This is a genomic window from Archangium lipolyticum, from assembly GCF_024623785.1.
Taxonomy (GTDB): Bacteria; Myxococcota; Myxococcia; order Myxococcales; family Myxococcaceae; genus Archangium; species Archangium lipolyticum.
On record NZ_JANKBZ010000002.1, the window covers coordinates 267,300 to 291,878 of the forward strand.

Sequence of the window (24,579 nt, forward strand, 5' to 3'; positions counted from 1 at the left end):
CTCCCCTCCGGCCACCCCTGGTGGCTTCGGGCCAACCCCGGAGGTCAGGTGGGTGCTTCGGGGGGAGGGGCTCCGCGCGGCCCGCCCGCATCCGCTCATTGACCCCCCACGAGCCGGCGGGTTCAAATAGGGACATGAGCACCGAGGACACCCAGCGCTACAAGGTCGTGGTCAACCATGAGGAGCAGTACTCCATCTGGCCGGCGGATCGTGAGAACGCGCTCGGCTGGAAGGATGCGGGCAAGGAAGGCACCAAGGACGAGTGCCTCGCCTACATCAAGGAGGTGTGGACGGACATGCGCCCGCTGAGCCTGCGCAAGAAGATGGAGCAGGCGAACAAGTCGTGAGGCGGTGAGCCGTGCTCACTTCTCCTCGGTGGCCGCCGACATCAGGAAGGCCCTCATCCGCTCGGGCGGGCAGGGCTTGAGCAGCACGGTGATGTCGGGTGGCAGCATGTCTCGCGCGGGCCACTGGGTGGTGTGGAGGGCGCAGTGAAGGCCGGGAGTGCGGGCGCGCAGGGCCGCCAGCAGCGTCAGTCCATCCATGCCCGGCAGGATGTACGCCGCGACGACCACGGAAGGAGGCTCCTCCTCCGCCATCTGCAGGGCCTCCTCTCCACTGGTCGCCATGCGCTTGGTCCCCGGCACATCCCGCAGCATCCTCCGCAAGGCGGAGAGTTGGAGGGGGTCCTCGTCGACGAACAGGTAGGAGGGCTTGCCGTCAGCGGTCATCCCGAGCCTCCAGGACCTGGCATGTAACGTGACGGGTCCTCGAACGGAGATACTACCCCAGTCGTCCTGGGAAACCAACCTCCCGAGTCATATTGCCACCGGTGAACCACTCGGGTCCCGGGACAATGGCAAAAAAGCTGGCAACCAGGCTGGGAGAGAGCGCACGCGCAGCCCGGCAGCGCCTCAACCTCACACAGGAAGACGTGGCGGAGCGGATCGGCATCGCCACCGAGGTGTACGGGCGCCTGGAGCGGGGAAACATGCTTCCGAGCGTCCCCACCTTTCGCAAGCTGTGTGCGGTGCTCGCCCTGTCCGCGGACGAGGCCCTGGGCCTGTCCAGTGAGAACCCCGTCGCCTGGACGCCGCAGCCTCCTCCTCCCGAGGCCAATGAGCCCGCCGAGCTTCGCCGCCTGCTGCGCCGGGCCCGGCAGTTGGACCGTAACTCGTTGCGGGTGCTGAGCCTCGTGGCCGCGCACCTGGGACAGAAGAACGGGTAGGGAGGGTGTCCGTCTCACGGTGAGAGCCTCGCGCGCAGCCTCTTCGCCGATGGGAATCCATGGAAGAGCACCACCTGCGGGTGTGCCTCCAGCGCAGCGCGCTCCTGGGTGTCCTTCGCCAACGCCCGATCCACCCCCAACAGCAGCCCCGCATCCGGCCGTGAGCGCAACTCCTCGAGCCGCCGCGCCAGGGGGCCCGCATGCCACGCATGGAACAGCTCCAGCGCCACCTCGCGCCGCGTCTCCTTGTGGCGGAAGGTCAGGTCCGGCACGCACAACCCGGTGGCGCCCGTGTTGCGGGGCAGGGGCAGCAGGTCCAGCTCCCAGTCCGCGTCGTCGAAGCCCTGCGCCAGCGTGGCCACCTCCGGCGGGATGTGGCCCAGCGCCGGGCCGTGCGGTGACACCAGCGGATCCTCGTGGCTCAGCACCAGCGTCACCCGGCGCCGGGGGCTCTCGATGGCCGCCGTGAGGTGCCAGCGCTCGAGCACCGGCACCACCGACAGGAAGCTAGCCAGCTGCAGCCCGTACTTCTTCTGCAGCGACAGCATGGCGCCCGGGCCCTCCACCTCCAGCACCCAGTCGTCGCCGTCGCGCCGCACCTCCGCCACCAGCCGGCAGAACTTCAGCCAGCGCAGCACCTTGCGCACCCGCAGCAGCTCCGGCGCCCGGGCCCGCAGCGTCAGCCGGCGCGCGTCGAAGAGCGGCCCCTGCGCCAGCGCCAGGTTGTAGCGGTCCAGCAGATCCGCGGGCCCCACCGCCTCCCAGTCCCGCAGCCGCCGGTTGCCCGGGAGGTCCGCGTACAGCGCCTCGCGCAGCTCGGGCAGTGGGCGGGGGAAGGCCTCGGCCAGCCGCGACTCGTAGGCCTCCACCGTCGCGTCCCCGGGCAGCGAGCGCAGCACCCGGGCCGCCTCGCGGAAGGCCGCCGTGCGCGCCTCGGAGATGCCCTCCGAGGGTTCGTCGAAGAGCATGCGATCCACCAGCAGCTTCACCAGCCCCCGCGCCACCTTGGGCCGCGCGTGCGCTCCGGCCCGCAGCCCCAGCGTCTCCTCCACCTCGTCCCGCGTGTGCCCGCGCCTCGCCTCCACCTCGGCGATGAGCTCGCCCGCCAGCGCCAGCAGCCCCGCGTCCTCCCGCTTCACGAAGGAGGGGCGCAGCTTCCCGTCGCGCACGCGGAAGAGGAGCAGCTCGCGCGTCAGCAAGGCTCGCCCTCCTCCTGGTAGGCCCGGTGCTGGCGCCGCCGCTCGCTGATGGAGGCCTCGGCCGTCTGCGCCGAGCACACCTCGTACAGGAGCGCGCGCTTCCCCGGGCGCTGGCGCAGGATACGCCCCAGCCGCTGCACGTGCTCGCGCACGCTGCCACTGCCACTGAGCACCACGCCCACCCGCGCCTCCGGCACGTCCACGCCCTCGTTGAGCACCCGCGAGGTGAGCAGCACCGGCAGCTCCCCACTCGCGAAGGCCGCTAGCAGCGCCTTTCGCTCGGGCACCGGCGTGTGGTGCGTCAGCGCAGGCAGCAGCAGCCTCCGCGCCAGCGTGTACACCGTCTCGTTGTCGTCGGTGAAGACGATGATGCGATCCTCGCGGTGCTCCAGCAGCAGGCGCCACAGCACGTCCACCTTCGCGCTCGAGGTGAGGGCGATGCGCCGCTGCTCCCGGTAGCCCCGGTATGCCGCGCGCCCCTCGTCCGTGCGCTGGCTCTCCGCGAGGAAGCGTGCCCAGCCCTCGGGGACGTCGAAGCGGATGCCCCGCTGGCGGATGAAGGCCAGATAGCGCGCCCGCGCCTCGTCGTGCCTCGCCTGCTCGTCGGGCGTCAGCGGCACCTCGATGTGGCGCACCTCGTACGGGGCCAGGTAGCGCCCCTGTAGCTCGCGGATGTCCGTGCGGTGCACCAGCGGTCCCAGCAGCTCCTCACACACACGCTCGCCACCATCCGTGCGCTCCAGCGTGGCGGTAAGGCCCAGCCGGTACGGCGCCAGCGAGCCCTCCGCGATGAAGCGGTAGCTGGGCGCCGGCAGGTGGTGGCACTCGTCGCAGATGAGGAAGCCGAAGCGGTTTCCATGGAACTCCGTCTGCATCGCCGCCGAGTCGTACGTCGTCACCGTCAGCGGCTGCCGGTCACTCACTCCGCCTCCCAGCATTCCCACCGCGACGCCCAGATGCCTCGACAGCACTCCCTGCCACTGGGTCATCAGATCCAACGTGGGCACGACCACCAGCGTGGGCCGCTTCACCCGGGTGATGGCCAGCACCGCCAGCAGCGTCTTGCCCGCTCCCGTGGGCAGCTCCACCAGTCCTCGCCCGCCCGCCTGGCTCCACGCCTCCAGCGCGGCCCGCTGATGGGGGAAGGGCTCGATGGGCTGGGCGAGCCCTACTTCCAAGGGCTCGAAGCGCTTCGCCCTGTCCTCGTAGGGCAGGCCCAACTCGCGCAGCCGCAGCACCACCTCGCGGTAGTGCCGGGCCGCGGCCCTGTAGACGCCGGTACGAGTGTCCCGTTGGAAGAGGGCACGCAAGGCTCCATCGTCCGGAAGCGAGGGCGCCACCAGGGTGCCGCAGTCGAAGTGGAGCTCGGTCGCCATCGTTGCGAGACGGGAGTAACCCGAACTCCGCGCCAGCGCCAGAGCATGACTTTCGAGGTTGGTTTTTCGCGTCCAGCAGGCCGTCCAGAGAGGAAACTTGCAGGTGCTTCACCAGCGGGATGTCCCTCATTCGTCCAGGAGTCTACATTCCGCCGGGAGTCGGCTCCGCGCCAGATTTCTGACCTACTTCTCGTGTGGTCCAGCGAGGGGGCACAGGGGCGGCTCGAACGCCTCCTCGCCGTGAGCGGCACCCTGGTGGTGTCGAAGGAGGCGAGGGTCTACCCTTCCCGCAACCTCATGATGCGCCGCATCGTCATCCTCAGCCCGCACCGTCCTTCCCGGGAGCTGCTCTCGCGCATCCTCGCGGAGCCGGACCTCTCCGTCGTCGCCATGGCGGACGCGGACGAGGCCCTGGACTCCATCGCCGAGGACGAGCCCGCCCTGGTGGTGGTGGATGCGCGCCGGCCGGACGAGGACCACCCGTTGATGCTGGGCCTGCTCAAGCGGCGCTACCCGCGTCAGCCCCTCATCACCCTGGTGCCCGGACGCCTGCGTGTCTTCGACGGCAACGAGGAGCGCGTGCGCGACGTGCGCGACGGCTCGGCCGAGGGCCTGCACCAGCTGTTGAGCGAGCTGCAACGGGCCACGAGGGACCTGCTGGCCCAGCACCTGCTGCGCATGCTGCGCCCACCCATCGGCGAGGCCTGAGGAAGGCGGGCCATGGGCGGGGTTGTCGCGCGGGTAGGGAAGGTTTTTCCCACCCTCTCGCATCACCTTTCCGCCTCTCCGGTGCCAGCCCGGGAGTTTTTTCCGGCCCTGGGCTCGCGCGGCCCTGCCCCAGGGTACGGGTTGGCTCCCAACCTCACGGAATCACGAGCCCTCCGCCTTGGCGCGGGCTTCGGCACGACTCGTGCTGATGCATCGGTGCGCAGGACGGGGCGGTATCGCGGGATGGGGTTGGACGGGGTGGGTGTGGGCGGTGCCGTGGGGTGCCTCGCGGCGGGGCGGCGGTGAAGGGGTGGGGGATGGATGGGCCGCCCGCCGCGAGGTGACGGGGTGGGGTCGGGCGATGGGGCGCCCGGTGCGGAGCCCGGCCGGGTCATCCCGGCCGGGCGCCCGCATTGCGGGAGGAGAGGAAGGCCAGCATCTGCGCCTCGCCCCAGAAGGACGGGGAGAAGGCGTTGCTGGCGACGAAGCCCACGTGGCCGCCGTGCTCGGTGACGACGAGGTGCAGGTGGGGGTTGGCGGACACGTCCCGGGGGTGGGTGGCGGCGGGAATCATCGGGTCGTCCTTGGCGCTCAGCAGCAGGGTGGGGCGGCGGATGGCGTGGAGGCGGGGACCCGAGGAGGCCTCGGCGTAGTAGTGGGTGGCGTCGCGGAAGCCGTGGAGCGGGGCGGTGACGGCGTCGTCGAAGCCGCGGATGGTGCGAGCGCGCTCCATGGCCTGGCCGTCGAAGGCGCCCGGGAAGCGGCGGAGCTTCTCGCGCGCCTTGGCCTTGAGGGTGCGCAGGAAGCGCTCGCGGTAGAGGCGCAGGAAGGGGCCGGGTCCATCGAGCGTGTCCGCGCAGACGCCCAGGTCATAGGGCGCGCTCATGGCGGCGGCGGCGTCCACGGGTGAATGGTCCCCCGTCTCCTCCAGCAGCCGCAGCAACACGTTGGCGCCGAGCGAGAAGCCCACCGCGTAGAGGGGGCCGGTGAGGCGCTGGCGCAGGTGCTTCATCACCGAGAGCGCGTCGCCGATGTCCCCCGAGTGGTAGGAGCGGGCGAGCCGGTTGGGCTCTCCGCTGCAGGAGCGGAAGTTGATGGCGGTGGCGCCCCAGCCGCGCTCGGCGGCGCCGCGGAGGATGGCGGTGATGTAGCCGGCGCGCGAGGAACCCTCGAGGCCATGAAGGGTGACCACGTGCGGGGCGCCCGTGACGCCGTCGAAGGAGTCGAGGTCGACGAAGTCTCCGTCGGGCAGCTCCCAGCGCTCGCGCTTCAGGGCGGGCGCGTGCGTGGGGCGCACGAGCGAGGCGTAGATGGTCTGCGCGTGCGGCGAGGCGAGGCCGCGCGCGGGGGCGAAGGGCTCGGAGGGCTGGAAGGGCACGGTCCGGGGGATATCACCCGGGGCGGGCCTTCCGCATGGAGGAACAGCCGCGTTGGCGGACGGACTCGGCCTCGTCCGTGAGCCCGAAGAGGGCGAGGTACTTCTGGACGCGCTCCTCGAGCGTGGGGGCCTCGATGAGGCGGCAGACCTCGTCGGCCGCGTAGTCGCGGCACACCTGGGGCCGCCGCTCGTACACCGAGCACAGGTTGTCGGCGGTGAGGTGGGGGCATCGCATGCCCAGGGGCTTGTCGAGGGCGGCGATGTCCGGCGCCACGCAGCAGGCGCCACAGAGGGTGCAGTCCATGGCCCATCCTAACGGGTCGTCAGACCCAGAGCCCTCGCGGCACCGGAAGGAGGGCCGGTGGGTGCACGTCCGGGCGGAGGGGCCGCACCATGGGCAGCGAGCCGTCGCGGGCCACGCGGCTGGCGCCCGCCACGAGCGGCAGGAGCGAGGCATTCCCGGGCTCCTCCCAGAGGACGACACGGGAGAGCCCGGAGCGCCGGGCCTCGCGCCGGGCGGCTTCGAGGAGCGCGGAGGCCTCGGCGGGCGAGCGGGCATCGAACATCAACACCGTCAGCTCGGCGCTCCGTCCCACGAGTCCCCAGAGGGCGGTGGAGGCGCCCACGGTGGCGCCAGCGGATTCGGGGAGCGAGCAGCCGAGGCGATCGACGTAGATGCGCCCGCGCTCGAGGTGCCAGTCGAGCTGGGAGGGAGTGGGCCAGAAGAAGAAGGGCAGCTCGGGGCGGCGCATGCGGTCGAGGGCCGGGCCGAGGTCCGACGCACACAGGAGCGAGTCCACCCCCTCACCGGGAGCACCCGGGGAAGGGGGGAGGTGCCAGTCCCAGGCGGGCAGCTCCCGGTAGCCCGAGCGCGCGTAGATGCGGGGGCCGACGTCGGAGAACAGGAGGGCGGCGTGGGCGCGGGGCTGCCGCTCCAGCTCGGAGGCGAGCAGGTCCATGAGGCGGGTGGCATGACCATGGCCGCGCAGGCGCTCCTCGGTGAAGACGCTGGCGATGGCGAAGGAGTCGCCCGGGAGGAGGGCGCCATCGGGAGCGCGCCGGAAGCTGTCGGTGCGGAACGTCTCGCAGGAGGCGAGCACGGTCCCCTCGTCTGAGCACAGCAACCAGGTGCGCATGTCGGCGAGGGCCCAGGGGTGGGAGCGCAGACGAAGCTCCCGGACGATGTACTCCTCGGGGGTGAGGAGCTTGCCCCACTCGGAGAACGTGAGCGCGTCGCGCTGGACCTTCTGTGCGTCGGTGGCGGGGACGAGGTGCATGGGGGGGGCGCTCCCTCTCCCTCTGGGAGAGGGCCGGGGTGAGGGTCGTCGGAAGGGAGCGGGATTCTCGCCCGCAAATGAAACGCGGCGCCGGGGAGTGAGCCACGGCGCCGCGAGGGGAACGTCAGGAAGGGTCAGCTACTTCGGGTTGGTGCCGGGCGACTTCAGCATTCCGCCGTAGCGGCCGGCTTGGCCGGTCTCCGCGGGGAAGGTGGTGATCGTGGCGCCGGCGGGCCGGGCGGGCAGGAAGCGGGTCCCCAGGTCGAAAAGGGTGAAGATCAGCATCAGCACGACGAACAGCATGGACGTGGCGAACACGAGCCGGTTGGCGCCCTTGTGCTCCGCCAGGTGCATGAAATACAGCGCCACCAGGGCGCCCTTGACGGAGGCGATCACGAGGGCGAGCGCCAGGGCGCCGTGCTCCATGTGCATGCGGCCGGTGACCACCGTGACGACGGTGAGCACCATGAGCGCCGCCCAGACCATGACGTACCGGCCCGGTCCGGAGTGATGCTCCCCACGCATCTCGTGGTTTTCCTTGAATGACTCGTTGGCCATCGCGGACATGTGCGAGGAGCTCCCTTAGATGAGGTACAGCATGGGGAAGAGGAAGATCCACACCAGGTCGACGAGGTGCCAGTACATGCTGCCCAGCTCGACCGCGGTGTAGTTGCTGTAGTTGAACTCGTTCCTCATCGCCTTGAGGGTGACCCAGCCCAGCACGATCATGCCGACGATGACGTGGAAGGCGTGCAGGCCCGTCGAGAGGAAGTAGATGGTGAAGTACATCGACACGCCGGGCAGCTGGATGCCCGGGTACGCGTAGTAGGGACCCGGCAGCTGGTGCTCGTGGAACTTGTGGGCGTACTCGAAGTACTTGATGACGAGGAAGCCCAGCGCCATCAGGATGGTGAGGACGAACATCCACACCACCTTCTTGTTCTCCCCCTCCTTGGCGTAGTGCACCGCCATGGCGGCGGTGAACGAGGAGGTGATGAGCACCAGGGTGTTGATGGTGCCCATCGTCAGGTCCAGATGGCGGCTGGCCTCGGCGAACGCATCCGGGAAGAGGAAGCGGTAGTTCGCGTAGCAGACGAACAGGCCGGCGAAGAGCAGGATTTCAGTGGCCAGGAACAGCCACATGCCCAGCCGGGCCGCGTGGTCCTGCACCTCGCGCGAGGCGAAGTGCGCGGCCACGTGCGGCACGTGAGGAGCGCCGGCGGTACCGGCGGCGGAGCTAGACTGCATCGGGCACCTCGGACTTCTCGGGGCCCACGTACAGGTGGGGCTCCTCGGTGTAGGTGGGCTGCGGGCCCACGAAGTTGTGGGTCGGCGGCGGCGACGCGGTCAGCCACTCGTAGCCGCGGCTGTGCCACGGGTTGGCCGACGCGCGCTGGCCGTACACCAGGGCGTAGACCAGGTAGATGGCGGAGATGATGAAGCCGAACGCCAGCAGCGAGGCTCCGGCCGTCGAGGCCACGTTGAGCGTCTGGAAGCGCTCCGGGTACTCGTAGTAGCGCCGCGGCATGCCCGCGTTGCCCAGGAGGAACTGCGGGATGAACGTGGCGTTGAAGCCCAGGATGATGAGCGCCGCGGACACCAGACCCCACCCCTCGTGGTACGTCTTCCCGAACATCTTCGGGAACCAGTAGTGGAGCGCCGCCATGAAGGCCATGATGGTCGCGCCCACCATGATGAAGTGGAAGTGCGCCACCACGAAGTAGGTGTCGTGCCAGGGCACGTCCAGCGACGCCGTGGCGAAGGCCACGCCCGTCATGCCGCCGAACACGGTGAAGTAGAGGAAGCCGCAGAAGTAGGCGAAGGGCGTCTTGAAGTCGACCGCGCCCTTGTAGACGGTTCCCACCCAGTTGAAGACCTTGATGGCGGTGAACACGCCCACCAGCATCGTCAGCACCGCGAACACGCCCGCGTTGAACGTGGACTGGCCCGACACGAACATGTGGTGGCCCCACGCGAAGAAGCCCACGAAGGCGATGCCCAGCGACGAGAACGCCACCGCGCGGTAGCCGAAGATGTTCTTGCGGCTGTAGGTGGCCACCACCTCGCTCATCACGCCGAAGGACGGCAGCACCATGATGTACACGGCGGGGTGCGAGTAGAACCAGAACAGGTGCTGGAAGAGCACCGGGTCTCCACCGCGGGCCGGATCGAAGATGCCGAAGTGGAAGATGTTCTCACCCACCACCAGCAGGAGCACCAGACCCAGCACCGGCGTGGCCAGCACCTGGATGCACGCCGTGGCGTACATGGCCCACACGAACAGCGGCATCTTGAACCAGGTGATGCCCGGCGCACGCATGGTGTGCGTGGTGACGATGAAGTTGAGGCCCGTGGCGATGGAGCTGAAGCCGATGATGAACGCGCCGAAGAGGATGGGCGCCACCGTCGTCGTCGTGTGCGTGCTGTACGGGGTGTAGAACGTCCAGCCCGTGTCCATACCGCCGTTGATCATTCCCCAGATGGCGATGACCGCGCCGCTCAGCAGCAGGTAGAGCGAGGCCAGGTTCAGCTTCGGGAAGGCCACGTCCTTGGCGCCCAGCATCAGCGGCAGCATGAAGTTGCCGAAGGCGCCGGGGATGGCGGGGATCATGAACAGGAAGATCATGACCACGCCATGCATGGTGAAGGCGCGGTTGTACGTCATCGCGTCGATGATGGTCGGTCCCGGAGTCAGCAGCTCCAGGCGGACGATCAGCGCGTAGATGCCGCCAATGAGGAAGAAGAGCAGGACCCAGATGAGGTACATCACGCCGATGCGCTTGTGATCCAGCGTCAGCAGCCACGACTTCACCGTGGTGCCATCGACGAGGTAGCTCGGGTGGTGCTCGTGATGCTCATCCGGCGCGGGCACGGCGCCCGGCTCGGCTGCGATGCTACTGGATGGGCTCATAGACAGGTCCTTGAGAGGAAGCGCCGGTGCGGATGTCCGGGGTGCGCAGGGTCTTGATGTACTCGACGATGGCCGCCGTCTGGGGCCCCGTCAGCTTGCCCTGGAAGGTGGGCATGACGTTGGGGAAGCCGGCCGCGAGGTGGGCTCCCGGGTCCATCATGGACTGGGTGATGTAGGCCTCGTCCACGCGCAGGCTCAGGCCGTCCTGCAGCGTCTCCTGCTTGCCGTACATGCCGAGGAACGTCGGACCGATGTGCGGCTCGCCATTGACGGTGTGGCACTTGAAGCAGCCCACCTCGGCCGCCACCTTCTGGCCCTGCTCCGCCATGCGGGCCGGCTGCGGCACCAAGCTCAGGTCGGCCAGGGCGTCCTGGCGGTTCTGCAGGCTGCCCTTGCGCTGCTCCTTCACCCACGCGTCCCACTCCTCGGGGGAGAGCACCACCACCTCACCCAGCATCTTCGAGTGGGAGAGGCCGCAGTACTCGGTGCAGAGGATCTGGTACGTGCCGGGCTTGGTGGCCTCGAACCAGGTCTGCGTGTAGCGGCCCGGCACCGCGTCCATCTTGATGCGGAAGGAGGGCACGAAGAAGGAGTGGATGACGTCGCGCGAGGTGAGCAGCAGGCGCACCGGGCGGTTGGCCGGCACGTGCAGCACGTTCACGCCGTTGGGGCCCTCCGGGTAGGAGAACTTCCACATCCACTGCTTGCCCATGACGTAGACGTCCATCGAGTCCTTGGGCGGAGTGGAGACGAACACGAAGTCCCGGAAGCCGATGACGAACCAGGTGAGGAAGAAGAGCAGCGGCAGCGAGACGAAGAGGAACTCCGTCTTCACCGACGGCACCACGTACTCGGTCGTCTGGGTGTCCGAGCGCCGGCGGTAGCGGAAGAAGAAGAAGATCGCCGTCGTACCCACGGCGAACGACATCAGCATCGTCACGCCGACGACGAAGTAGTGCAGGTGGTCTACCCGCTCCGCGAAGGTCGACGCCCGCTCCGGAAGGAACAGGATGTTGTTCAGCAACTCGTTCATGCTGCTGCGCCTTTCTTCAGCTCACGCCTCCAGTAGTAGGCGAGCATGGTCGCGAGCGCGGCGAAGACCATGAGCGCGCCTATCCGGAGGAATCCAAAGATGTAGAAGCCGTACCGCCGGGTGGCGGTGTCATACTTGAAGCAAGTCAGGACGATGCGGTCGAAACTGGTACCCACCCGGCCACCCGCCGCCTCCACCAGGGCCAGCTTCATGTCCTGGACCCGGAAGGACGTGCCGTAGAGGTAGCGCGAGATGGCGCCCTCCGGCGTCAACACCATCACCACCGCGGGGTGCACGTACTGCTGGGTGCTGGCGTCGTAGGAGTACTTGAAGCCCACCGCGTCCGCCACAAGGCGGATGTTCTCCTCGGTGCCGGTGAGGAAGTGCCAGGGCGCCGTCTCTGGCAGTCCCATGGACTGCAGGTGCCGCCGCCGCCGCTCGAGGCTCTGCGCCGGCGTGTCCTTCGGGTCGATGCTGACCGTCACTGCCTCGTAGTCCTTGCCCAGCTCCAGCCCCAGCTCGCGCATGTTGCGGATCTGCTCGTTGATGACGAGGTTACAGAGCAGTGGGCAATTGTAATACACGAGCGTCAGCAGGACCGGCCGGGTCCGGGGCAGCACGTCGCGCAGCTGTACGGGCTTGCCCTGGGCGTCGGTGAAGCGGGCCTCCAGCGAGACGAGCTCGCCCAGGTGCTCCTCCACGTCCACGCCACGCACCTGCGGCGGGGTGTCGGACTGGGCGTCGATGATGCTCTGTGGCGTCTTGCCACCGCCCGGGAGGGCGTACGCCGGCATCCCGGTACCCAACGCCAGGAGCAGCGCGGCCATCCCGGCGCGCAGAGACAGAGAAGAGGAGGGAGGGGTGGACATCATGGTGCTTCTTCTCTACCGCGAAACTACGGCTGCTGGGGCGCCGGCTGCGGCGCGGGGGTGGGCTCCGGCGGCGGCGTCTGACGGCTGGCCGTCTGCTCGGCGATGACCTGGTCCATGGCCTGGGAGATGGTGGGACGCGCCACCACACCGGGCTCCTCCGCCCAGCCGTTGTCCAGCGCCTGGCTCTGGGCGTGGATCTTCTCCTCGGCGTGCGTGTCCTGCTCGAACAGACGCTGGTTCACGATGCCGATCTCGTAGGCCGTCTTGTGGTCCTTGTCCGGCGTGATGAGGGCCGGAATCTCGGCGGGACCCTCGGGGGCGAACTCGTTCGTGGTGGCGATCTGCAGGCGCCAGGCCCAGATGCCGCCGACGATGAAGATGACGAGGGCGCCCACGCCCACCTGGACGACCTTGCCGGTGAGGATGTGGTCCTCCTCGGCGGCCACGCCATGCGCGCCACGGATGACGCGCGACTCGAGCTCCGACTCGGTCTTCTTCATGGCTGCACGTACCTCAGGGACTCCGAGATGTAGGGATCCTTCACCGGCAGCGAGTAGCGGCCCCGGGCCAGGAAGATGGCTCCGGCCACCGCCAGCCCACCCACGCCCACGAAGGCGGTGAGGATCGTCCAGTGGAACGACGGGCCCTGCGGCGAGTAGGCCGGCCAGATGAGCCAGTACATGTCCACCGCGTGCATGACCAGGAGGTAGACGGCGACGATGGCCAGCAGCCGCGGCTTGAGCTTCAGGTTGCGCGACAGCAGGGTGAAGAAGGGCAGCACGAAGCCCATCAGGAACAGGGCGATGGACAGGGGCCGCCAGGCGCCCTCGATGCGCAGCTTGAACCAGCCCGCCTCTTCCGGAAGGTTGGCGATCCAGATGAGGAGGAACTGGGAGAAGGCGATGTAGGCCCAGAAGGCCGTGAAGGCCAGCATCAGCTTTCCGAGGTTGTGGTAGTGCGCCGTCGTCACCAGGGTCCCGTACTCGTCCTTGCCCTGGGCGTTCACGGTGGCGATGGTCAGCACGCAGAAGGCGGCCAGGAAGCTACCGGCGAAGTAATAGACGCCGAAGATGGTGGACTGCCAGAGCGGCGTGAGCGTCATCAGCCAGTCGAAACCAGCAAAAGTAATGGTCAGCGCAAGGAAGGGCAGGGCGCCCGGCGAGAACCGCCGCAGCTTGACCGTCAGATCCAGCGCGCCGCTGGTGTCCTGCTCGGTGCTCCAGCCGCGCAGCCGCCACGCCACGAAGATCCACGTCCCGAAGTAGATGGCCTGACGGATGTAGAAGAAGGTCAGGTTGAGGTACGGGTGCTTGTGGTGCAGGTGGTGCAGCTCCACCTCGGTGTACTTCAGGCCCTCGGTGCCGGGGAACACCCAGGCCGCGGGGTCCACCCAGGGGAAGATGTGCTTGGCCCCGAAGACGATGGGCAGCACGAGCGGGACGAAGAGCACCACGCTAGAGCCCATGGTCTCCATGGAGCGGCGCAGGATGGTGGTCCACTTCACCTTGGCGGTGTGGAAGATGGCCACCATGATGATGGAGGCCACCGAAATGCCCAGCCAGTAGGTGAAGGCGAGCAGGTAGCTGAACAGCGCCGGCTGGGGGGCGGTGAAGAAGCCCACGACGGTCAGCACCAGGCCGAGGACACCCACGGCCCCGGCCAGCGTCATCACCTTGGACCCGCCGTTGAAACGATCCACGGCAATCATCGGTTCTCCTGAGGAACAGGCTGCTGGCCGCCCACCTGGGTGGTGCGGGCCCGCTGCAGCGCACGGACGTAGGCCACCACGGCCCACCGCTCCTGGATGTTCAGCTCGCCGGCGAAGGACGGCATGATGCCGTAGCCCTCGGTGATGGCGGCGAAGAAGTGCCCGTCCGGCTTGTTGGCGATCTCCTGGAGGGAGGGCGGCAGACGCAGGGCCATGTTCTCGGCCACCACGCTGTTGCCGTCGCCGAGCCGGCCATGGCACTGCGCGCAAACGATGTTGTACTGCTTCTGTCCCAGCTCGAGCACCTGACGGTTGAGCTCGATCTCCTTGGGGATGGACGTCACGAGCGTGCCGTTGACGCGGCCCGTGGTGAGACCGGGGCTGCCCACCGGACGCTCACGCGGGATGGTGCCCTCGGGCGGGGTGCGCATGGCCTTGCCATCCGCCCAGAACTCGCTCGTCTCGTAGTACTCGTACTTCGCCTGAGACTCCATGCGCTGGAGGAACTCGGACGGGACGTTGCAGCCGGCCAGGGCGAGCCCTGCCGCGGCGGGGATGAGCCACCTCATTCCTTCTCTCCCGTGACCACGGTCACATGGGTCGCGCCCAGTGCCTTGAGCTGGTCCATGATGTCTTCCGCCTTGGCGGTGGTGAGGGCCTTCGGGATGCTCAGCCAGTAGCCGTGCGTGGAGGCGCTGCGGAACTCCTCGCTCTCGAAGACCGGGTGATAGGGCTGCGGCAGCCGGCTGAGCCCCAGCAGCCCGAAGAAGATTCCGAAGGCCGCCAGCAGCACCGCCAGCTCGAAGGTGATGGGCACGTAGGCCGGGATGCTGAGCACGGGACGGCCACCCACGTTGAGCGGGTAGTCCAGGCCGTTCATGTAGGCCTGGAACGAGATGGCCGTGATGATGCCCGTGAGGGCCCCGCCCAGGGCGATGAAGGGCACGCGCGAGGGCGGCAGGCCCAGCGCCTCGGACCCACCGTGCAGCGGGTAGGGCGAGTAGGTGTCCATGCCCTCGTAGCCCTTCTCCCGCATCTGCTGGGTGGCGGCCACGAGGACGTCAGGGGAGGGGAACTCGGCGAGCACCCAGCTCTCCAGCACTTTGGTCTCGGCGGACATGGCTCAGTGCGCTCCGTGGGTGAGGGTCCCGGCGGCGCCAGTCTCCGCGCCGTGGGCGGCGTGGTGGGCGGCGTGCTTGAGCTCCAGCTGGAGCTCCTTCACCTCGCTCACCGCGACCGCGGGGACGAACTTGAGGAAGAGCAGGAACAGGGTGCTGAACAGGCCCAGCGTGCCCACGTAGATGCACCAGTCCACCCAGGTCGGGCTGTACAGGTCCCACGAGGAGGGCAGGAAGTCCTGCGTCAGCGACGTCACGATGATGATGAAGCGCTCGCACCACATGCCGATGTTCACCACGATGGACGCCACCCACATGATGGGGATGCTGGTCCGGCACTTCTTGAACCAGAAGATGTTCGGCGTGATGACGTTGCAGGCGATCATCAGCCAGTACACCCCGGCGTACGGACCGCGCGCGCGGTTCACGTAGAAGGTCCAGATTTCATACTGGCTGCCGGAGTACCAGGCGATGAAGTGCTCCATCAGGTACCCGTAGGACACGATGAGGCCCGTCGCCATGATGACCTTGTTCATGTTCTCAAGGTGGCGGTCGGTGATGACGTCCCGGAGCTTGAGGTACTTGCGGGCGGGCACGATGAGCGTGATCACCATCGCGAAGCCGCTGAACACGGCGCCGGCCACGAAGTAAGGCGGGAAGATGGTGGCGTGCCAGCCGGGGATGAGGCCCGTGGCGAAGTCGAAGGACACGATCGTGTGCACGCTGACCACCAGCGGGGTGGAGAGGCCGGCGAGCAGCAGGTAGCCGATCTTGTAGTTGTGCCAGTGACGGCCGGAGCCGCGCCAGCCGAGGGCGAACAGGCCGTAGATGGTGCGCTGCAGCTTGCCCTTGGACGAGTCACGCAGGGCCGCCAGGTCGGGGATGAGACCCACGAACCAGAAGAGCGCGGACACGGTGAGGTACGTGGAGATGGCGAACACGTCCCACACCAGCGGCGAGCGGAACTGCGGCCAGGCGCCCAGGGTGCTGGGGTAGGGGAAGAGCCAGAACGCGAACCAGGGACGGCCCGTGTGCAGCAGCGGGAAGAGACCCGCGCAGCACACGGCGAAGAGCGTCATCGCCTCGGCGAAGCGGTTGATGCTGGTGCGCCACTTCTGCTGGAAGAGCAGGAGGATGGCGGAGATGAGCGTACCGGCGTGACCGATACCGACCCACCAGACGAAGTTGATGATGTCGAAGGCCCAGCCGTTGGGCTGGTTGTTACCCCACACGCCGATGCCGCGCGCCAGGGTGACGGTGACTCCGAGCACCAGCAGGCCGAGGCCCGCCAGGGCGATGCCGAACAGCATGAACCAGCCCTTACCGGGCTTGGCCCACACGTGGTCCAGCAGGGTCTCGTTGAGGCTCTTGTCGTCGTGGTGAGGCGCGACGAGCGGCCGCGGCTCGAGCGGGTCGAGCGAGGCGGTATGTGCAGCGGTCTCGGCCATGACTCAGTGGCCTCCTTCGGGCTGCCCCTCGGCGGGCTTGGCGGGCGCGAGGGCGGGATTGGGGTTGCGCAGGCGGATGAGGTGGGCGGTGCGCGGCTGGGTACCCAGCTCGTGCAGCAGCTTGTAGGCGCGCAGGTCGTGGTGGTGCTTCGTCACCTGGGCGTTGGGGTCGCTGAGCGTGCCGAAGACGATGGCCTCCGTGGGGCACGCCTGGGCGCAGGCGGTCTGCAGCTCCTTCTCGAAGATGGGCCGCTTCTCCACGCGCGCCTTGATGCGGACGCGCTCGATGCGCTGCACGCAGTAGGTGCACTTCTCCATGACGCCGCGGTTACGCACCGTGACGTCCGGGTTCATCATCATCTTCTGCGTGGGCGTCTTGTCCGCGCTGTAGTGCAGGTAGTTGAAGCGGCGGACCTTGTACGGGCAGTTGTTGGAGCAGTACCGCGTGCCGACGCAGCGGTTGTACACCATGTCGTTGAGGCCCTCGTCCGAGTGGACGGTGGCGTTCACCGGGCACACGTACTCGCAGGGCGCCTTCTCGCAGTGCACGCACATGACCGGCTGCATGACCATCTCCGGGTCGTGCAGCTCATCGCCGGAGAAGTACCGGTCGATGCGCAGCCACTGCATCTCGCGGCTGCGGGCCACCTGCTCCTTGCCCACCACGGGGATGTTGTTCTCCGACTGGCAGGCCACCACGCACGCCGAGCAACCCGTGCAGCGGGCCAGGTCGATGGCCATGCCCCACCGGTAGTCCTCGTACTTGAACTCCGGCAGGAGGTTGGCGTTCTCGCCGCGCACGCGGGCGAGCAGCGGGCTGGCCTTCTTCTTCTCCAGCTCCAGCTCGTGCTGGTAGGCGGCCACCGTCATGTCGAGGGCCAGCGGGCGGCCCTCCATGCGCCAGTGGCTCTGGGTGAGGGAGAACTTGTGGGTGCTGCGCGTCTTCTCCAGCTTCGCGCCGCCGTCGAACCAGGGCGCCTTCACGCTGCGCACCAGGTTGGCGTTGAAGCCCACGTTCCGGGCCACCGTCTCGAAGAGACCCGTGCGGCCGTAGCCCAGGGGCAGCACCACCACGCCGTCCGCCGTGCCGGGGATGATCCACACCGGCACTTCCAGCGAGCGGCCACCGTAGGTGAGCTTCGCCACGTCGCCCGGGTTGAGGTCGAGATCCTTGGCCGTGGCCGGGCTGATGTAGGCCGCGTTGTCCCACGTCATCTTCGAGATGGGATCCGCCAGCTCCTGCAGCCAGGACATGTTGGCGAACTGGCCGTCGTAGACCTTGTAGTCCGGGACGAAGTTCACCTCGACCTCGCCCGCGCCAACGGGGGCGGGCGGGGTGTAGGCATCCACGAGCGCGCGGGCGCCGTCCACGGTGGGGGCGCCGGCGAGGGCCGCCGGGGCGGTGTCGGGGACGATGCCCACGGACACCCACGTCTCCCAGGCCGTCTCGAAGTCCGCCGCGCTCGGGGCCTTGGTGCGCCAGAAGTCGCGGAGGATCTGATAGCTGCTGCGGTACGGCTCACCGAGGAACAGCGCGAGCAGCTCCGAGGTGGGCACGCCGTTGAAGAGCGGCTGGATGAGCGGCTGCACGATGGACACCGTGCCGTCGATGGACCGGCCATCGCCCCAGGCCTCCAGCTCGTGCGCGGCCGGGATGAACCAGTCGGCGTACGCGCTCGTCTCGTCCTCGAAGAGCGAGGTGTAGACGACGGTCAGCTTGCCGCGGTTGGGATTCTTCGCCGGATCCAACAGCTCCTGGAGGCCCAGGTCCACCGGCGCGCGGTAGAGCGGGTTCCAGGCGGTGATGACCAGCAGGTCCACCGCGCCGTTCTTGAGCTCCTCCACGAGCGGGCGCAGACCGGCGGCGCTGGTGGCCTCGGAGACGGTCGCCGGGATGTAGCGCACCGTCTGGCCCACGTTGCCGAGCGCCGCGTTGAGGGCGGCGGCCAGCGCGTGCACCGCGGCGGGCTGACGCTCACCGGGCACCACCACGCACTTGCCCGCGTTGGCGCGCAGGTCGGCGGCGACGGCGTCCACCCACTTCTGGTGGTTGGCGTTGAGCTGCGCCTTGGCGGCCGCGGCGGCGCCCAGACCCTCGGCCCCTCCGCCCACGCGCGAGGCGATGGCGGCGGCGACGGCGAACACCTCGGAGGACTTCGCGCGCAGGCGGTGATCCGCCATGCCACCGGTGATGGTGAAGCGCGGCTCGCAGACGTAGAGGCGGTTGAGGTTGCCCTCGGACGGATCCCTCCGCTTCGCGAAGGCGCGGGCGTAGGCCAGGTTGGCCGGGCGGCTCTCCAGGAAGTCCGCATCCAGGGAGAGGATGACGTCCGCGCGAGCGAAGTCATACACCGCGGTGGCCGGCTGGCCGAGCACCGCGCGCGTCCCCTCGTTGGCGGGGTCCTGGTCGACGGAGGTGTAGCTGGTGAAGCGGGCGTTGGGCAGCCGCTGCTGGACGCGCGAGCGCAGGTGGTCGAGCACCGGCGAGGTGTTCGGCTCGGTCAGGAAGCGCACGCGGGCGCCACCGTTCTCCTGCACGGACTTGCCCACCAGGCCGAAGATCTCCTCGCCGAAGGTGCGAAGGGACCGCGGCTCCTTGCGGTAGCGCAGCACGCGGGCGCGCTGCGGGTCGTACAGCGACATCAGGAAGGCCTGCTCGAAGACACCGGCGGCGCCCAGGTTCACCGGGTGCTGCGGGTTGCCCTCCACCTTGATGGGGCGGCCCTCACGCGCGGCGACCAGGATGCCCGAGGTGTGACCCCCGAACGTCATGCCCGTGGCGTAGTTGAGCGGGTTGCCCGGGACGAGCTCGGGCGGGGTGCGGGTGTAGGGCACCATGCGCTCGTCCACCGGACGGGTGGAGCAGGCGGTGGCGCCGGCCAGCGCCAGCGAGGCGCCGAGCAGCTGCATGAACTCACGGCGGGCCACGCCGGTGGGGGGCAGGTCCGCGCCCTCGGGGAACTCGGGGCGGGTCTCCTCGAGGTGCTCGGGCTTGCCGAGCATCTCCTCGAGGCTGCGCCAGTAGGTCTTCCCGTAAGCGCCCTCGGCGGCCACGCTGTGGGCGGCGGCGTGGTCGAGCGCGTCGGCCACGACGTCATGCGCGTGGTCGTGCGCGGGGGCGGCCTCGGCCTTGTCCGAGACGACCGGCAGGGCGAAGGAGGTAGGGGTGTCCTTCATGGGGGCTCCGTCGAGCTTGGGCTTCAGCGGTGGCATGTGGAGCAGCTCGTGCGCGCGTGAACGTCGTAATCCTTGAACAGCTTCTCCCCGAGCGCCTGGGCCTCCTCGGGCTTGGGCTCCCAGGTCATGCTGGTGATGAACTCCTGCGGGCGCAGGTTGGGCGTGGGATTGCGGTGGCAATCCAGGCACCACTGCATGGTCAGCGGCGCGTACTGCTCGATGGCGGCCATCTGATCCACGCGCCCGTGGCAGGTCACGCAGCCCACGCCCTTGGCGACGTGGATGGCGTGGTTGAAGTAGACGAAGTCCGGCAGGTTGTGGACGCGGACCCACGGAATCGGCTGATCCGTGAAGTACGCCTGCCGTACCAGGGTCAGGTACGGGCTCTTGTTCCACACCTGCGCGTGGCAGGACATGCAGACGGTGGTGGAGGGGATACCCGCCGACGGCGACTTCTCCACGGAGAAGTGGCAGTAGCGACAGTCGATCTGCTCGTCACCGGCGTGGTGCCGGTGATCGAATTCGATCGGCTGCTCGATCGGGCGGTTCTGATTGGTGACGAACGGAGAACGCACGTACGCCATCAGACCGCCAAGGGCGATCGCGGGGATTGCAAGAAGCGCCGCGGCGGAAGCCCGCGACACCGTGTTCGTCCAGCGTGGGAAGAGAGGACCGCTCATACCAGGACCGGGGGCTAGTCAGTGGGCTCCGACAGACGCGACCGGGAGGACGGTGCGGCTGGCGCGGAGACGGCACAGGGAGACTGGAACAAGAAGATCATGCACGGCGTTGCTGTGGCTGCGACGGCCCCTGCCCTGGCAGGAGGCATGCGGACACGCCCGACCCCATCCAACTGAAGAGTTGCCGTGGGCGGGGTCCCTCCTCTTCGTCCCGTCCCAACGCGGCGCGTGACCATCGAGCATCATTATCTGGCTGTCAACCTTTCTCTGTCCGCGAACGGGGGGATACCACGACCCACGGCGTTGTGGCGCGGCTGCAAACTTGTCCGGATGATGTTGGCTTCTACGAGATGGAAGGGGGGTTGAACCCCTGGAGCCTCAAGCGTCGTCCGGATCGCGCCACCGGTCGCGACGTCTCTGTAGCAGGCGCTCCACCAGCTCCCGGACCCGGGCATCCCGGTGGTAGTGGCGATCATGCCGGCTGCCCTTGCCCTGGTTGCAGCGTGCACACGCCAGGCCGATCAGGAGATGGGCGTTGCAGTGCAAGCACTTCCCGAGCCAGATCTCGCGGCCGCGGTACTCGGTGCGCTCGAAGGTGGCGTCGGTGGCCACGATGTCGAGGATGCGGCGGCGCTTGGAGGAGCTCACACCTCTTCTAATAGGTAGGAGGCAGCCCGCGTGCCAGCATGGGGCCCCATGATGAGAGGAAAGACGGCGGTCATCACCGGGGCGTCCTCGGGAATTGGAGAAGAGCTGGCGCTGGCGCTCGCGGGGCGCGGGGTCCACGTGGTGCTCGCGGCGCGCAACGAGGAGCTGCTGGCCGGGGTGAAGCAGCGGTGCGAGCGGGCCGGAGGAAGGGCGCTCGTGGTTGCCACGGACGTGAGCGACCCGGAGTCCTGCCGGCGCCTGGTGGAGCGCTCCGTGGAGGCGTTCGGCGGCATCGACTTCCTGGTGAACAACGCGGGGGTGACGATGAGCGCCCGGTTCGAGGAGGTGACGGACCTGTCCCTCTTCGAGCGCCTCATGCGGGTGAACTACCTCGGGTCGGTCTACTGCACGCACTTCGCGCTCCCGCATCTGAAGGCGCGGCGGGGCCTGGTGGTCGCCGTCTCCTCGCTCACGGGGAAGAGCGGCGTGCCCGGCCGCAGCGGCTATGCCGCGAGCAAGCACGCGATGCAGGGGTTCTTCGACTCGCTGCGCATCGAGCTGGATGGCACTGGGGTGGACGTGCTCGTCGTGTCACCCGGATTCGTCGTCACCCCCATCCGCTCGCGGGCGCTCGGCGCCGACGGAATCGCCGGCCACGGGGACACCGTGGAGGAGAAGAGCAACAAGATGATGGACGCGCCCACCTGCGCGAACCTCATCCTTCGCGCCATGGAGCGCCGCGAGCGCGAGGTGGTGATGATGCCGGCCGCCAGGCTGATGATGGCCATCAAGGCGCTCGTGCCGGGCGTGGTCGACCGCCTCGCCGTGCGGATGATGAAGCAGGTGCGGCCCTGACGCTGCCCGCGACGCTCAGGACACGGGCGGACGGTAGGACACCTGGACGATGGTGTACTCGATGGCTCCGCGCGGGCGCTCGAACTGGATGGACTCGCCCACTTCCTTTCCAATGAGTGCCCTGGCCAGCGGGGACTCGACGCTGAGGCGGCCCTCCTTCACGTCCGCTTCGTCCGGACCGACGATGCGGTACGTCGTCTCCTCGCCTTCCTCGTCCTCGAGCGTCACCCACGCGCCGAAGTAGACGTGCTCCTCGTCCGGAATCTCGGTGGTGACCACCTGGACCTCCTCCAGGATGGCGGCGAGCTGCAGCGCCCGGCGCGAGGCGGGGTCCGTGAGCGCCGCGAGCTCTTCCTGGAGGGCCCGGTAGCCCTCGGGCGTGATGTGCCGCTTCTCTCCGGAGGCCGAGCGGGGGCGGGGGGGCAGGAGAACCTCGTCCCCACCGGAGTCCTCTTTCGTGAAGGCCTTCGACATCGTGCTCCCTCCCGGATGGTCGCCATCCTGCCTGGGGGTATGTCCGTTGTCCCGGAGGACAGGGGGGTCTTGTGGGTTCCACCGGGCACACAGACATTCAAACAACCATGGGACTCGCCCAACTCATTGAAAACCACAAACAAGAGGTTCTCGTCCGTTGGAAGGAGATGGTGCGCACGCTCAGTGATGCACGGAAACTCTCCGAGGAGAGTCTGGAGAATCACGTCCCGCACCTGCTCGACTGGCTGGCGGAGCGGCTCCGTGAGCGCGCCTCGACCAATGATTATGGCACCCGGATGCTCTCCCGGGAGCACGCCTTCCAGCGGGTCGGGGACCAGTTCGACCTCGTGGAGGTGTTGGCCGAGCTCGCGGTGCTGCGCGAGGTGCTGATCGGCCTCTGGGTCGAGGAGCCAGCCGGGGTAGCGCCCGTCGAGGTGCTCCACCTCAATCAGGACCTCGACGACGTGGTGACGGTCTGCACGACGGAGTTCGCCCGGCAGGTGCTGGTCCGTTACGGCGCCTCGCGGGAGGCAACCGAGTCGATGGGCCATTGATCCAGGGGCAATGCTCCCCTGGCCGCCCTACCGCCTGGGGAGCCCCGCGTGCCGGGCGCGAGGGGGATGCGGACGATCTCTCGGGTCCGAAGACCGGGAGGCACAGGTATGGCGAAAAAGATTCTGAAGGGTGTCCGGGTGGGGGTGCTGGCCGCGGATGGTTTCGAGCAGGTCGAGCTCACCATTCCCGTCAAGGCGCTCCGCAAGCGGGGCGCGCAGGTGGACATCATCTCCCTGCACAAGGGCCGCATCCGCGGGATGAACCTGATGTACCCGGGCAAGAAGGTCCGCGTCGACGAGACGGTGCAAGCGGTACGTCCCGACGACTTCGACGCGCTCCTCATCCCCGGAGGTTTCGTCAACCCGGATGCCCTCCGCCAGAGCGAGGAGGTGCTCCAGTTCGTCCGCGAGTTCGACCAGCAGGGCCGGCCCATCGCCACACTGTGCCATGGTCCCTGGGTGCTCGTGTCCGCGGGCCTGGTGCGCGGGCGCAGGTTGGCCTCGTGGCCCGGTATCAAGGATGACATCCGCAACGCGGGCGGAGAGTGGTTGGATGAATCGGGCGTGCGCGATGCGCGGTGGTTCTCCAGCCGCGGGCCGCATGACCTGCCCCACTTCATCGAGGGCATGGTGCAGCTCTTCGACGAGCACGCCCCTCGCAACCACCCGGTGAAGGCTCGCATGCGTTGGGGCCGATGGCTGCTCACCGCCCTGCTGGGATGGGTGTCCATCCGCCCCCTGCGCACCGCCTTCGCGCGCTGACCCCTCCGCGCCCTCGGTGGATCCCAGCCTCTCCATCATGGCATTCAGCTTCGTGGCCGCCGATGCCATCCCGTCGGCCTTGGGGTGAATCATATGGACGCCATTACGCTGGAGAAGCGGGCCCGCGCCGAGGGCTCGCCGGTCATCGATGGAGAGGAGGCCACCTTCGTCTGGCGCGGGCGCAAGCCCGTGTCCGTCGCGGGCGACTTCCAGGACTGGTCGGGTGAGCCCATCCCCCTGAAGGAGGTGGCGCCGAGGCTGTGGACGCACACGCTGACGCTGCCTCGTGACACCTATGTGGAGTACGCCTTCCTGGATGCGAAGGGGCAGCGGGTGCGCGATGCGTTCAACTCGCGCCTCACTCCCAACGGGTTCGGGGACTTCAACCACTACTTCCACATGCCCGAGTCCGGGCCCACGCCCCTCTCGCGGCGGCAGCGGGACGTGCCACGGGGGCTCGTCTCGCGCCACCTGGTGGAGACACAGGAGTTCTGTGTGGGGCGGAAGCGCGCGGTGTTCCTCTACGCGCCTCCCACCTCCGAGCCCTGCCCCCTGGTGGTGGTGTTCGACGGACCGGACTACCTGCGGCGCGCGAAGCTGCACACCCTCGTGGACAACCTCATCGCCCAGGGCCGCATCCGCCCCATCGCCCTGGCCATGGTGGCCAACGGCGGCCACGCTCGCACCGTCGAGTACACGTGCAGCGAGGCCACCCTGGCCTTCCTGCTGCGCATCGTCCTGCCGCTCGCTCGCAAGGAGTTGAACCTCCTCGACGAGAAGCGCGAGCCCGGCGTCCATGGCGTGCTCGGCGCGTCCCTGGGCGGGCTGATCTCCCTGTACACGGGGCTGCGCGCCCCGGAGGTCTTCGGCCACGTGCTCTCCCAGTCGGGCGCCTTCAGCGTGTGGGACCGCGACTTCGTGGTGTTCGACCTCGCTCGCAGGGCCCCGTCCCGGCCACTCGACGTGTGGATGGACTGCGGCCACTTCGAGGCGCTCGTCGAGGGCAACGAGCGCATGCTCCCGGTCCTCCAGTCCTCCGGTCACCGGGCGGAGTACCGCGAGTATCACGGCGGTCACAACTACTCGGCCTGGCGCGATGACGTGTGGCGCGGCCTCGAGTGGCTCTACGGCCCAGGGCGCTGAGTCCGTCGTTCGGGTTGAGGTGCTCGCGCC

The 24,579-nt window shown here is 68.5% G+C and carries 27 protein-coding genes; 7 read left to right on the forward strand and 20 right to left on the reverse strand.

All coding sequences use genetic code 11. The features are described from left to right. Window positions 1-134: 134 nt before the first annotated feature. Window positions 135-347 carry an MbtH family protein gene (locus NR810_RS04740; protein WP_257448359.1) on the forward strand — a complete coding sequence of 71 codons (213 nt, stop codon included), beginning with the start codon at window positions 135-137 and terminating at the stop codon, window positions 345-347. A 15-nt stretch (window positions 348-362) separates the two neighbouring features. Here the strand turns inward: NR810_RS04740 and NR810_RS04745 are convergent, their stop codons facing one another. Further along, window positions 363-731 carry a response regulator gene (locus tag NR810_RS04745; protein WP_257448362.1) on the reverse strand — a complete coding sequence of 123 codons (369 nt, stop codon included), beginning with the start codon at window positions 729-731 and terminating at the stop codon, window positions 363-365. A 125-nt stretch (window positions 732-856) separates the two neighbouring features. Between NR810_RS04745 and NR810_RS04750 the strand changes: the two genes are divergently transcribed. Next, complete coding sequence (locus tag NR810_RS04750; protein WP_257448364.1) at window positions 857-1,228, forward strand: helix-turn-helix transcriptional regulator; 372 nt, start codon at window positions 857-859, stop codon at window positions 1,226-1,228. Window positions 1,229-1,242: 14 nt separating this feature from the next. Here the strand turns inward: NR810_RS04750 and NR810_RS04755 are convergent, their stop codons facing one another. Both NR810_RS04755 and NR810_RS04760 read right to left on the reverse strand, forming a co-directional pair. Further along, window positions 1,243-2,427, reverse strand: a complete 1,185-nt coding sequence (locus NR810_RS04755; protein ID WP_257448366.1) for a DUF790 family protein — start codon at window positions 2,425-2,427, stop codon at window positions 1,243-1,245. Then, a complete protein-coding gene (locus NR810_RS04760; protein WP_257448367.1) occupies window positions 2,421-3,803 on the reverse strand; it encodes a DEAD/DEAH box helicase in 1,383 nt (460 codons plus the stop codon). The genes NR810_RS04755 and NR810_RS04760 overlap by 7 nt, the downstream gene beginning before the upstream one ends. Window positions 3,804-4,103: 300 nt before the next feature. Between NR810_RS04760 and NR810_RS04765 the strand changes: the two genes are divergently transcribed. Then, the gene (locus tag NR810_RS04765) at window positions 4,104-4,511 is read left to right on the forward strand and encodes a response regulator (RefSeq protein WP_257449299.1); all 408 of its coding nucleotides are present in this window, start codon (window positions 4,104-4,106) and stop codon (window positions 4,509-4,511) included. 391 nt (window positions 4,512-4,902) lie between these two features. Here NR810_RS04765 and NR810_RS04770 read toward each other — a convergent pair whose 3' ends face one another. The 16 genes from NR810_RS04770 to NR810_RS04845 form a co-directional block, all read right to left on the reverse strand. After that, window positions 4,903-5,889, reverse strand: coding sequence for a YheT family hydrolase (locus tag NR810_RS04770; protein WP_257448369.1), 987 nt, complete (start codon window positions 5,887-5,889; stop codon window positions 4,903-4,905). A gap of 13 nt (window positions 5,890-5,902) precedes the next feature. Beyond that, the gene (locus NR810_RS04775) at window positions 5,903-6,193 is read right to left on the reverse strand and encodes a YkgJ family cysteine cluster protein (protein ID WP_257448371.1); all 291 of its coding nucleotides are present in this window, start codon (window positions 6,191-6,193) and stop codon (window positions 5,903-5,905) included. 19 nt (window positions 6,194-6,212) lie between these two features. After that, window positions 6,213-7,166, reverse strand: coding sequence for a GNAT family N-acetyltransferase (locus NR810_RS04780; RefSeq protein WP_257448373.1), 954 nt, complete (start codon window positions 7,164-7,166; stop codon window positions 6,213-6,215). Window positions 7,167-7,304: 138 nt separating this feature from the next. After that, a complete protein-coding gene (locus NR810_RS04785; RefSeq protein WP_257448375.1) occupies window positions 7,305-7,733 on the reverse strand; it encodes a cytochrome C oxidase subunit IV family protein in 429 nt (142 codons plus the stop codon). Between the two features lie 15 nt (window positions 7,734-7,748). Beyond that, on the reverse strand, window positions 7,749-8,414 hold the full coding sequence (locus tag NR810_RS04790) for a cytochrome c oxidase subunit 3 family protein (protein WP_257448376.1): 666 nt from the start codon (window positions 8,412-8,414) through the stop codon (window positions 7,749-7,751). Continuing rightward, entirely contained in the window at window positions 8,404-10,077 is a 1,674-nt protein-coding gene (locus NR810_RS04795; RefSeq protein WP_257448378.1) for a cbb3-type cytochrome c oxidase subunit I, read from the reverse strand. Before NR810_RS04795 ends, NR810_RS04790 begins: the two co-directional genes overlap by 11 nt. Continuing rightward, entirely contained in the window at window positions 10,061-11,110 is a 1,050-nt protein-coding gene (gene coxB / locus NR810_RS04800; protein WP_257448380.1) for a cytochrome c oxidase subunit II, read from the reverse strand. The genes NR810_RS04795 and coxB overlap by 17 nt, the downstream gene beginning before the upstream one ends. Next, complete coding sequence (locus tag NR810_RS04805; protein WP_257448382.1) at window positions 11,107-11,982, reverse strand: SCO family protein; 876 nt, start codon at window positions 11,980-11,982, stop codon at window positions 11,107-11,109. The genes coxB and NR810_RS04805 overlap by 4 nt, the downstream gene beginning before the upstream one ends. 23 nt (window positions 11,983-12,005) lie before the next feature. After that, window positions 12,006-12,482 carry a hypothetical protein gene (locus tag NR810_RS04810; RefSeq protein WP_257448384.1) on the reverse strand — a complete coding sequence of 159 codons (477 nt, stop codon included), beginning with the start codon at window positions 12,480-12,482 and terminating at the stop codon, window positions 12,006-12,008. Further along, on the reverse strand, window positions 12,479-13,690 hold the full coding sequence (locus tag NR810_RS04815; RefSeq protein ID WP_257448386.1) for a hypothetical protein: 1,212 nt from the start codon (window positions 13,688-13,690) through the stop codon (window positions 12,479-12,481). Before NR810_RS04815 ends, NR810_RS04810 begins: the two co-directional genes overlap by 4 nt. Continuing rightward, the gene (locus NR810_RS04820) at window positions 13,687-14,259 is read right to left on the reverse strand and encodes a c-type cytochrome (RefSeq protein ID WP_257448388.1); all 573 of its coding nucleotides are present in this window, start codon (window positions 14,257-14,259) and stop codon (window positions 13,687-13,689) included. The genes NR810_RS04815 and NR810_RS04820 overlap by 4 nt, the downstream gene beginning before the upstream one ends. Further along, window positions 14,256-14,810: a DUF3341 domain-containing protein gene (locus tag NR810_RS04825; RefSeq protein ID WP_257448390.1), complete on the reverse strand. Its 555-nt coding sequence runs from the start codon at window positions 14,808-14,810 to the stop codon at window positions 14,256-14,258. The genes NR810_RS04820 and NR810_RS04825 overlap by 4 nt, the downstream gene beginning before the upstream one ends. A 3-nt stretch (window positions 14,811-14,813) precedes the next feature. Then, window positions 14,814-16,256 carry an NrfD/PsrC family molybdoenzyme membrane anchor subunit gene (gene nrfD, locus NR810_RS04830; protein WP_257448392.1) on the reverse strand — a complete coding sequence of 481 codons (1,443 nt, stop codon included), beginning with the start codon at window positions 16,254-16,256 and terminating at the stop codon, window positions 14,814-14,816. 3 nt (window positions 16,257-16,259) lie between these two features. Further along, window positions 16,260-19,460: a TAT-variant-translocated molybdopterin oxidoreductase gene (locus NR810_RS04835; RefSeq protein WP_257449301.1), complete on the reverse strand. Its 3,201-nt coding sequence runs from the start codon at window positions 19,458-19,460 to the stop codon at window positions 16,260-16,262. Beyond that, a complete protein-coding gene (locus NR810_RS04840) occupies window positions 19,457-20,113 on the reverse strand; it encodes a cytochrome c3 family protein (protein ID WP_257448394.1) in 657 nt (218 codons plus the stop codon). Before NR810_RS04840 ends, NR810_RS04835 begins: the two co-directional genes overlap by 4 nt. A 378-nt stretch (window positions 20,114-20,491) precedes the next feature. Continuing rightward, entirely contained in the window at window positions 20,492-20,761 is a 270-nt protein-coding gene (locus tag NR810_RS04845; RefSeq protein WP_257448396.1) for an HNH endonuclease, read from the reverse strand. Between the two features lie 51 nt (window positions 20,762-20,812). On the opposite strand from NR810_RS04845, the gene NR810_RS04850 reads away from it, so the two are divergent. Then, on the forward strand, window positions 20,813-21,616 hold the full coding sequence (locus NR810_RS04850; RefSeq protein WP_257449303.1) for an SDR family oxidoreductase: 804 nt from the start codon (window positions 20,813-20,815) through the stop codon (window positions 21,614-21,616). Window positions 21,617-21,631: 15 nt separating this feature from the next. Here the strand turns inward: NR810_RS04850 and NR810_RS04855 are convergent, their stop codons facing one another. Next, the gene (locus tag NR810_RS04855) at window positions 21,632-22,090 is read right to left on the reverse strand and encodes a GreA/GreB family elongation factor (RefSeq protein ID WP_257448398.1); all 459 of its coding nucleotides are present in this window, start codon (window positions 22,088-22,090) and stop codon (window positions 21,632-21,634) included. A gap of 107 nt (window positions 22,091-22,197) precedes the next feature. Here NR810_RS04855 and NR810_RS04860 point away from each other — a divergent pair, with 107 nt between their 5' ends. The 3 genes from NR810_RS04860 to NR810_RS04870 all read left to right on the forward strand — a co-directional run bounded on the left by NR810_RS04860 (window position 22,198) and on the right by NR810_RS04870 (window position 24,549). After that, entirely contained in the window at window positions 22,198-22,644 is a 447-nt protein-coding gene (locus tag NR810_RS04860) for an RsbRD N-terminal domain-containing protein (RefSeq protein ID WP_257448400.1), read from the forward strand. 108 nt (window positions 22,645-22,752) lie between these two features. After that, window positions 22,753-23,406 carry a type 1 glutamine amidotransferase domain-containing protein gene (locus NR810_RS04865; RefSeq protein WP_257448402.1) on the forward strand — a complete coding sequence of 218 codons (654 nt, stop codon included), beginning with the start codon at window positions 22,753-22,755 and terminating at the stop codon, window positions 23,404-23,406. A 93-nt stretch (window positions 23,407-23,499) separates the two neighbouring features. Then, the gene (locus tag NR810_RS04870) at window positions 23,500-24,549 is read left to right on the forward strand and encodes an alpha/beta hydrolase-fold protein (protein ID WP_257448404.1); all 1,050 of its coding nucleotides are present in this window, start codon (window positions 23,500-23,502) and stop codon (window positions 24,547-24,549) included. The last annotated feature ends 30 nt before the right edge of the window (window positions 24,550-24,579 follow it).

What these genes read in the sequence shown, in the direction of transcription:
- NR810_RS04740 (WP_257448359.1), top strand. Translation starts at nt 135, where the DNA reads ATGAGCACCGAGGACACCCAGCGCTACAAGGTCGTGGTCAACCATGAG.
- NR810_RS04745 (WP_257448362.1), bottom strand. Translation starts at nt 731, where the DNA reads ATGACCGCTGACGGCAAGCCCTCCTACCTGTTCGTCGACGAGGACCCC.
- NR810_RS04750 (WP_257448364.1), top strand. Translation starts at nt 857, where the DNA reads ATGGCAAAAAAGCTGGCAACCAGGCTGGGAGAGAGCGCACGCGCAGCC.
- NR810_RS04760 (WP_257448367.1), bottom strand. Translation starts at nt 3,803, where the DNA reads ATGGCGACCGAGCTCCACTTCGACTGCGGCACCCTGGTGGCGCCCTCG.
- NR810_RS04765 (WP_257449299.1), top strand. Translation starts at nt 4,104, where the DNA reads ATGCGCCGCATCGTCATCCTCAGCCCGCACCGTCCTTCCCGGGAGCTG.
- NR810_RS04775 (WP_257448371.1), bottom strand. Translation starts at nt 6,193, where the DNA reads ATGGACTGCACCCTCTGTGGCGCCTGCTGCGTGGCGCCGGACATCGCC.
- NR810_RS04780 (WP_257448373.1), bottom strand. Translation starts at nt 7,166, where the DNA reads ATGCACCTCGTCCCCGCCACCGACGCACAGAAGGTCCAGCGCGACGCG.
- NR810_RS04785 (WP_257448375.1), bottom strand. Translation starts at nt 7,733, where the DNA reads ATGTCCGCGATGGCCAACGAGTCATTCAAGGAAAACCACGAGATGCGT.
- NR810_RS04790 (WP_257448376.1), bottom strand. Translation starts at nt 8,414, where the DNA reads ATGCAGTCTAGCTCCGCCGCCGGTACCGCCGGCGCTCCTCACGTGCCG.
- NR810_RS04795 (WP_257448378.1), bottom strand. Translation starts at nt 10,077, where the DNA reads ATGAGCCCATCCAGTAGCATCGCAGCCGAGCCGGGCGCCGTGCCCGCG.
- coxB (WP_257448380.1), bottom strand. Translation starts at nt 11,110, where the DNA reads ATGAACGAGTTGCTGAACAACATCCTGTTCCTTCCGGAGCGGGCGTCG.
- NR810_RS04805 (WP_257448382.1), bottom strand. Translation starts at nt 11,982, where the DNA reads ATGATGTCCACCCCTCCCTCCTCTTCTCTGTCTCTGCGCGCCGGGATG.
- NR810_RS04810 (WP_257448384.1), bottom strand. Translation starts at nt 12,482, where the DNA reads ATGAAGAAGACCGAGTCGGAGCTCGAGTCGCGCGTCATCCGTGGCGCG.
- NR810_RS04815 (WP_257448386.1), bottom strand. Translation starts at nt 13,690, where the DNA reads ATGATTGCCGTGGATCGTTTCAACGGCGGGTCCAAGGTGATGACGCTG.
- NR810_RS04820 (WP_257448388.1), bottom strand. Translation starts at nt 14,259, where the DNA reads ATGAGGTGGCTCATCCCCGCCGCGGCAGGGCTCGCCCTGGCCGGCTGC.
- NR810_RS04825 (WP_257448390.1), bottom strand. Translation starts at nt 14,810, where the DNA reads ATGTCCGCCGAGACCAAAGTGCTGGAGAGCTGGGTGCTCGCCGAGTTC.
- nrfD (WP_257448392.1), bottom strand. Translation starts at nt 16,256, where the DNA reads ATGGCCGAGACCGCTGCACATACCGCCTCGCTCGACCCGCTCGAGCCG.
- NR810_RS04840 (WP_257448394.1), bottom strand. Translation starts at nt 20,113, where the DNA reads ATGAGCGGTCCTCTCTTCCCACGCTGGACGAACACGGTGTCGCGGGCT.
- NR810_RS04850 (WP_257449303.1), top strand. Translation starts at nt 20,813, where the DNA reads ATGAGAGGAAAGACGGCGGTCATCACCGGGGCGTCCTCGGGAATTGGA.
- NR810_RS04855 (WP_257448398.1), bottom strand. Translation starts at nt 22,090, where the DNA reads ATGTCGAAGGCCTTCACGAAAGAGGACTCCGGTGGGGACGAGGTTCTC.
- NR810_RS04860 (WP_257448400.1), top strand. Translation starts at nt 22,198, where the DNA reads ATGGGACTCGCCCAACTCATTGAAAACCACAAACAAGAGGTTCTCGTC.
- NR810_RS04865 (WP_257448402.1), top strand. Translation starts at nt 22,753, where the DNA reads ATGGCGAAAAAGATTCTGAAGGGTGTCCGGGTGGGGGTGCTGGCCGCG.
- NR810_RS04870 (WP_257448404.1), top strand. Translation starts at nt 23,500, where the DNA reads ATGGACGCCATTACGCTGGAGAAGCGGGCCCGCGCCGAGGGCTCGCCG.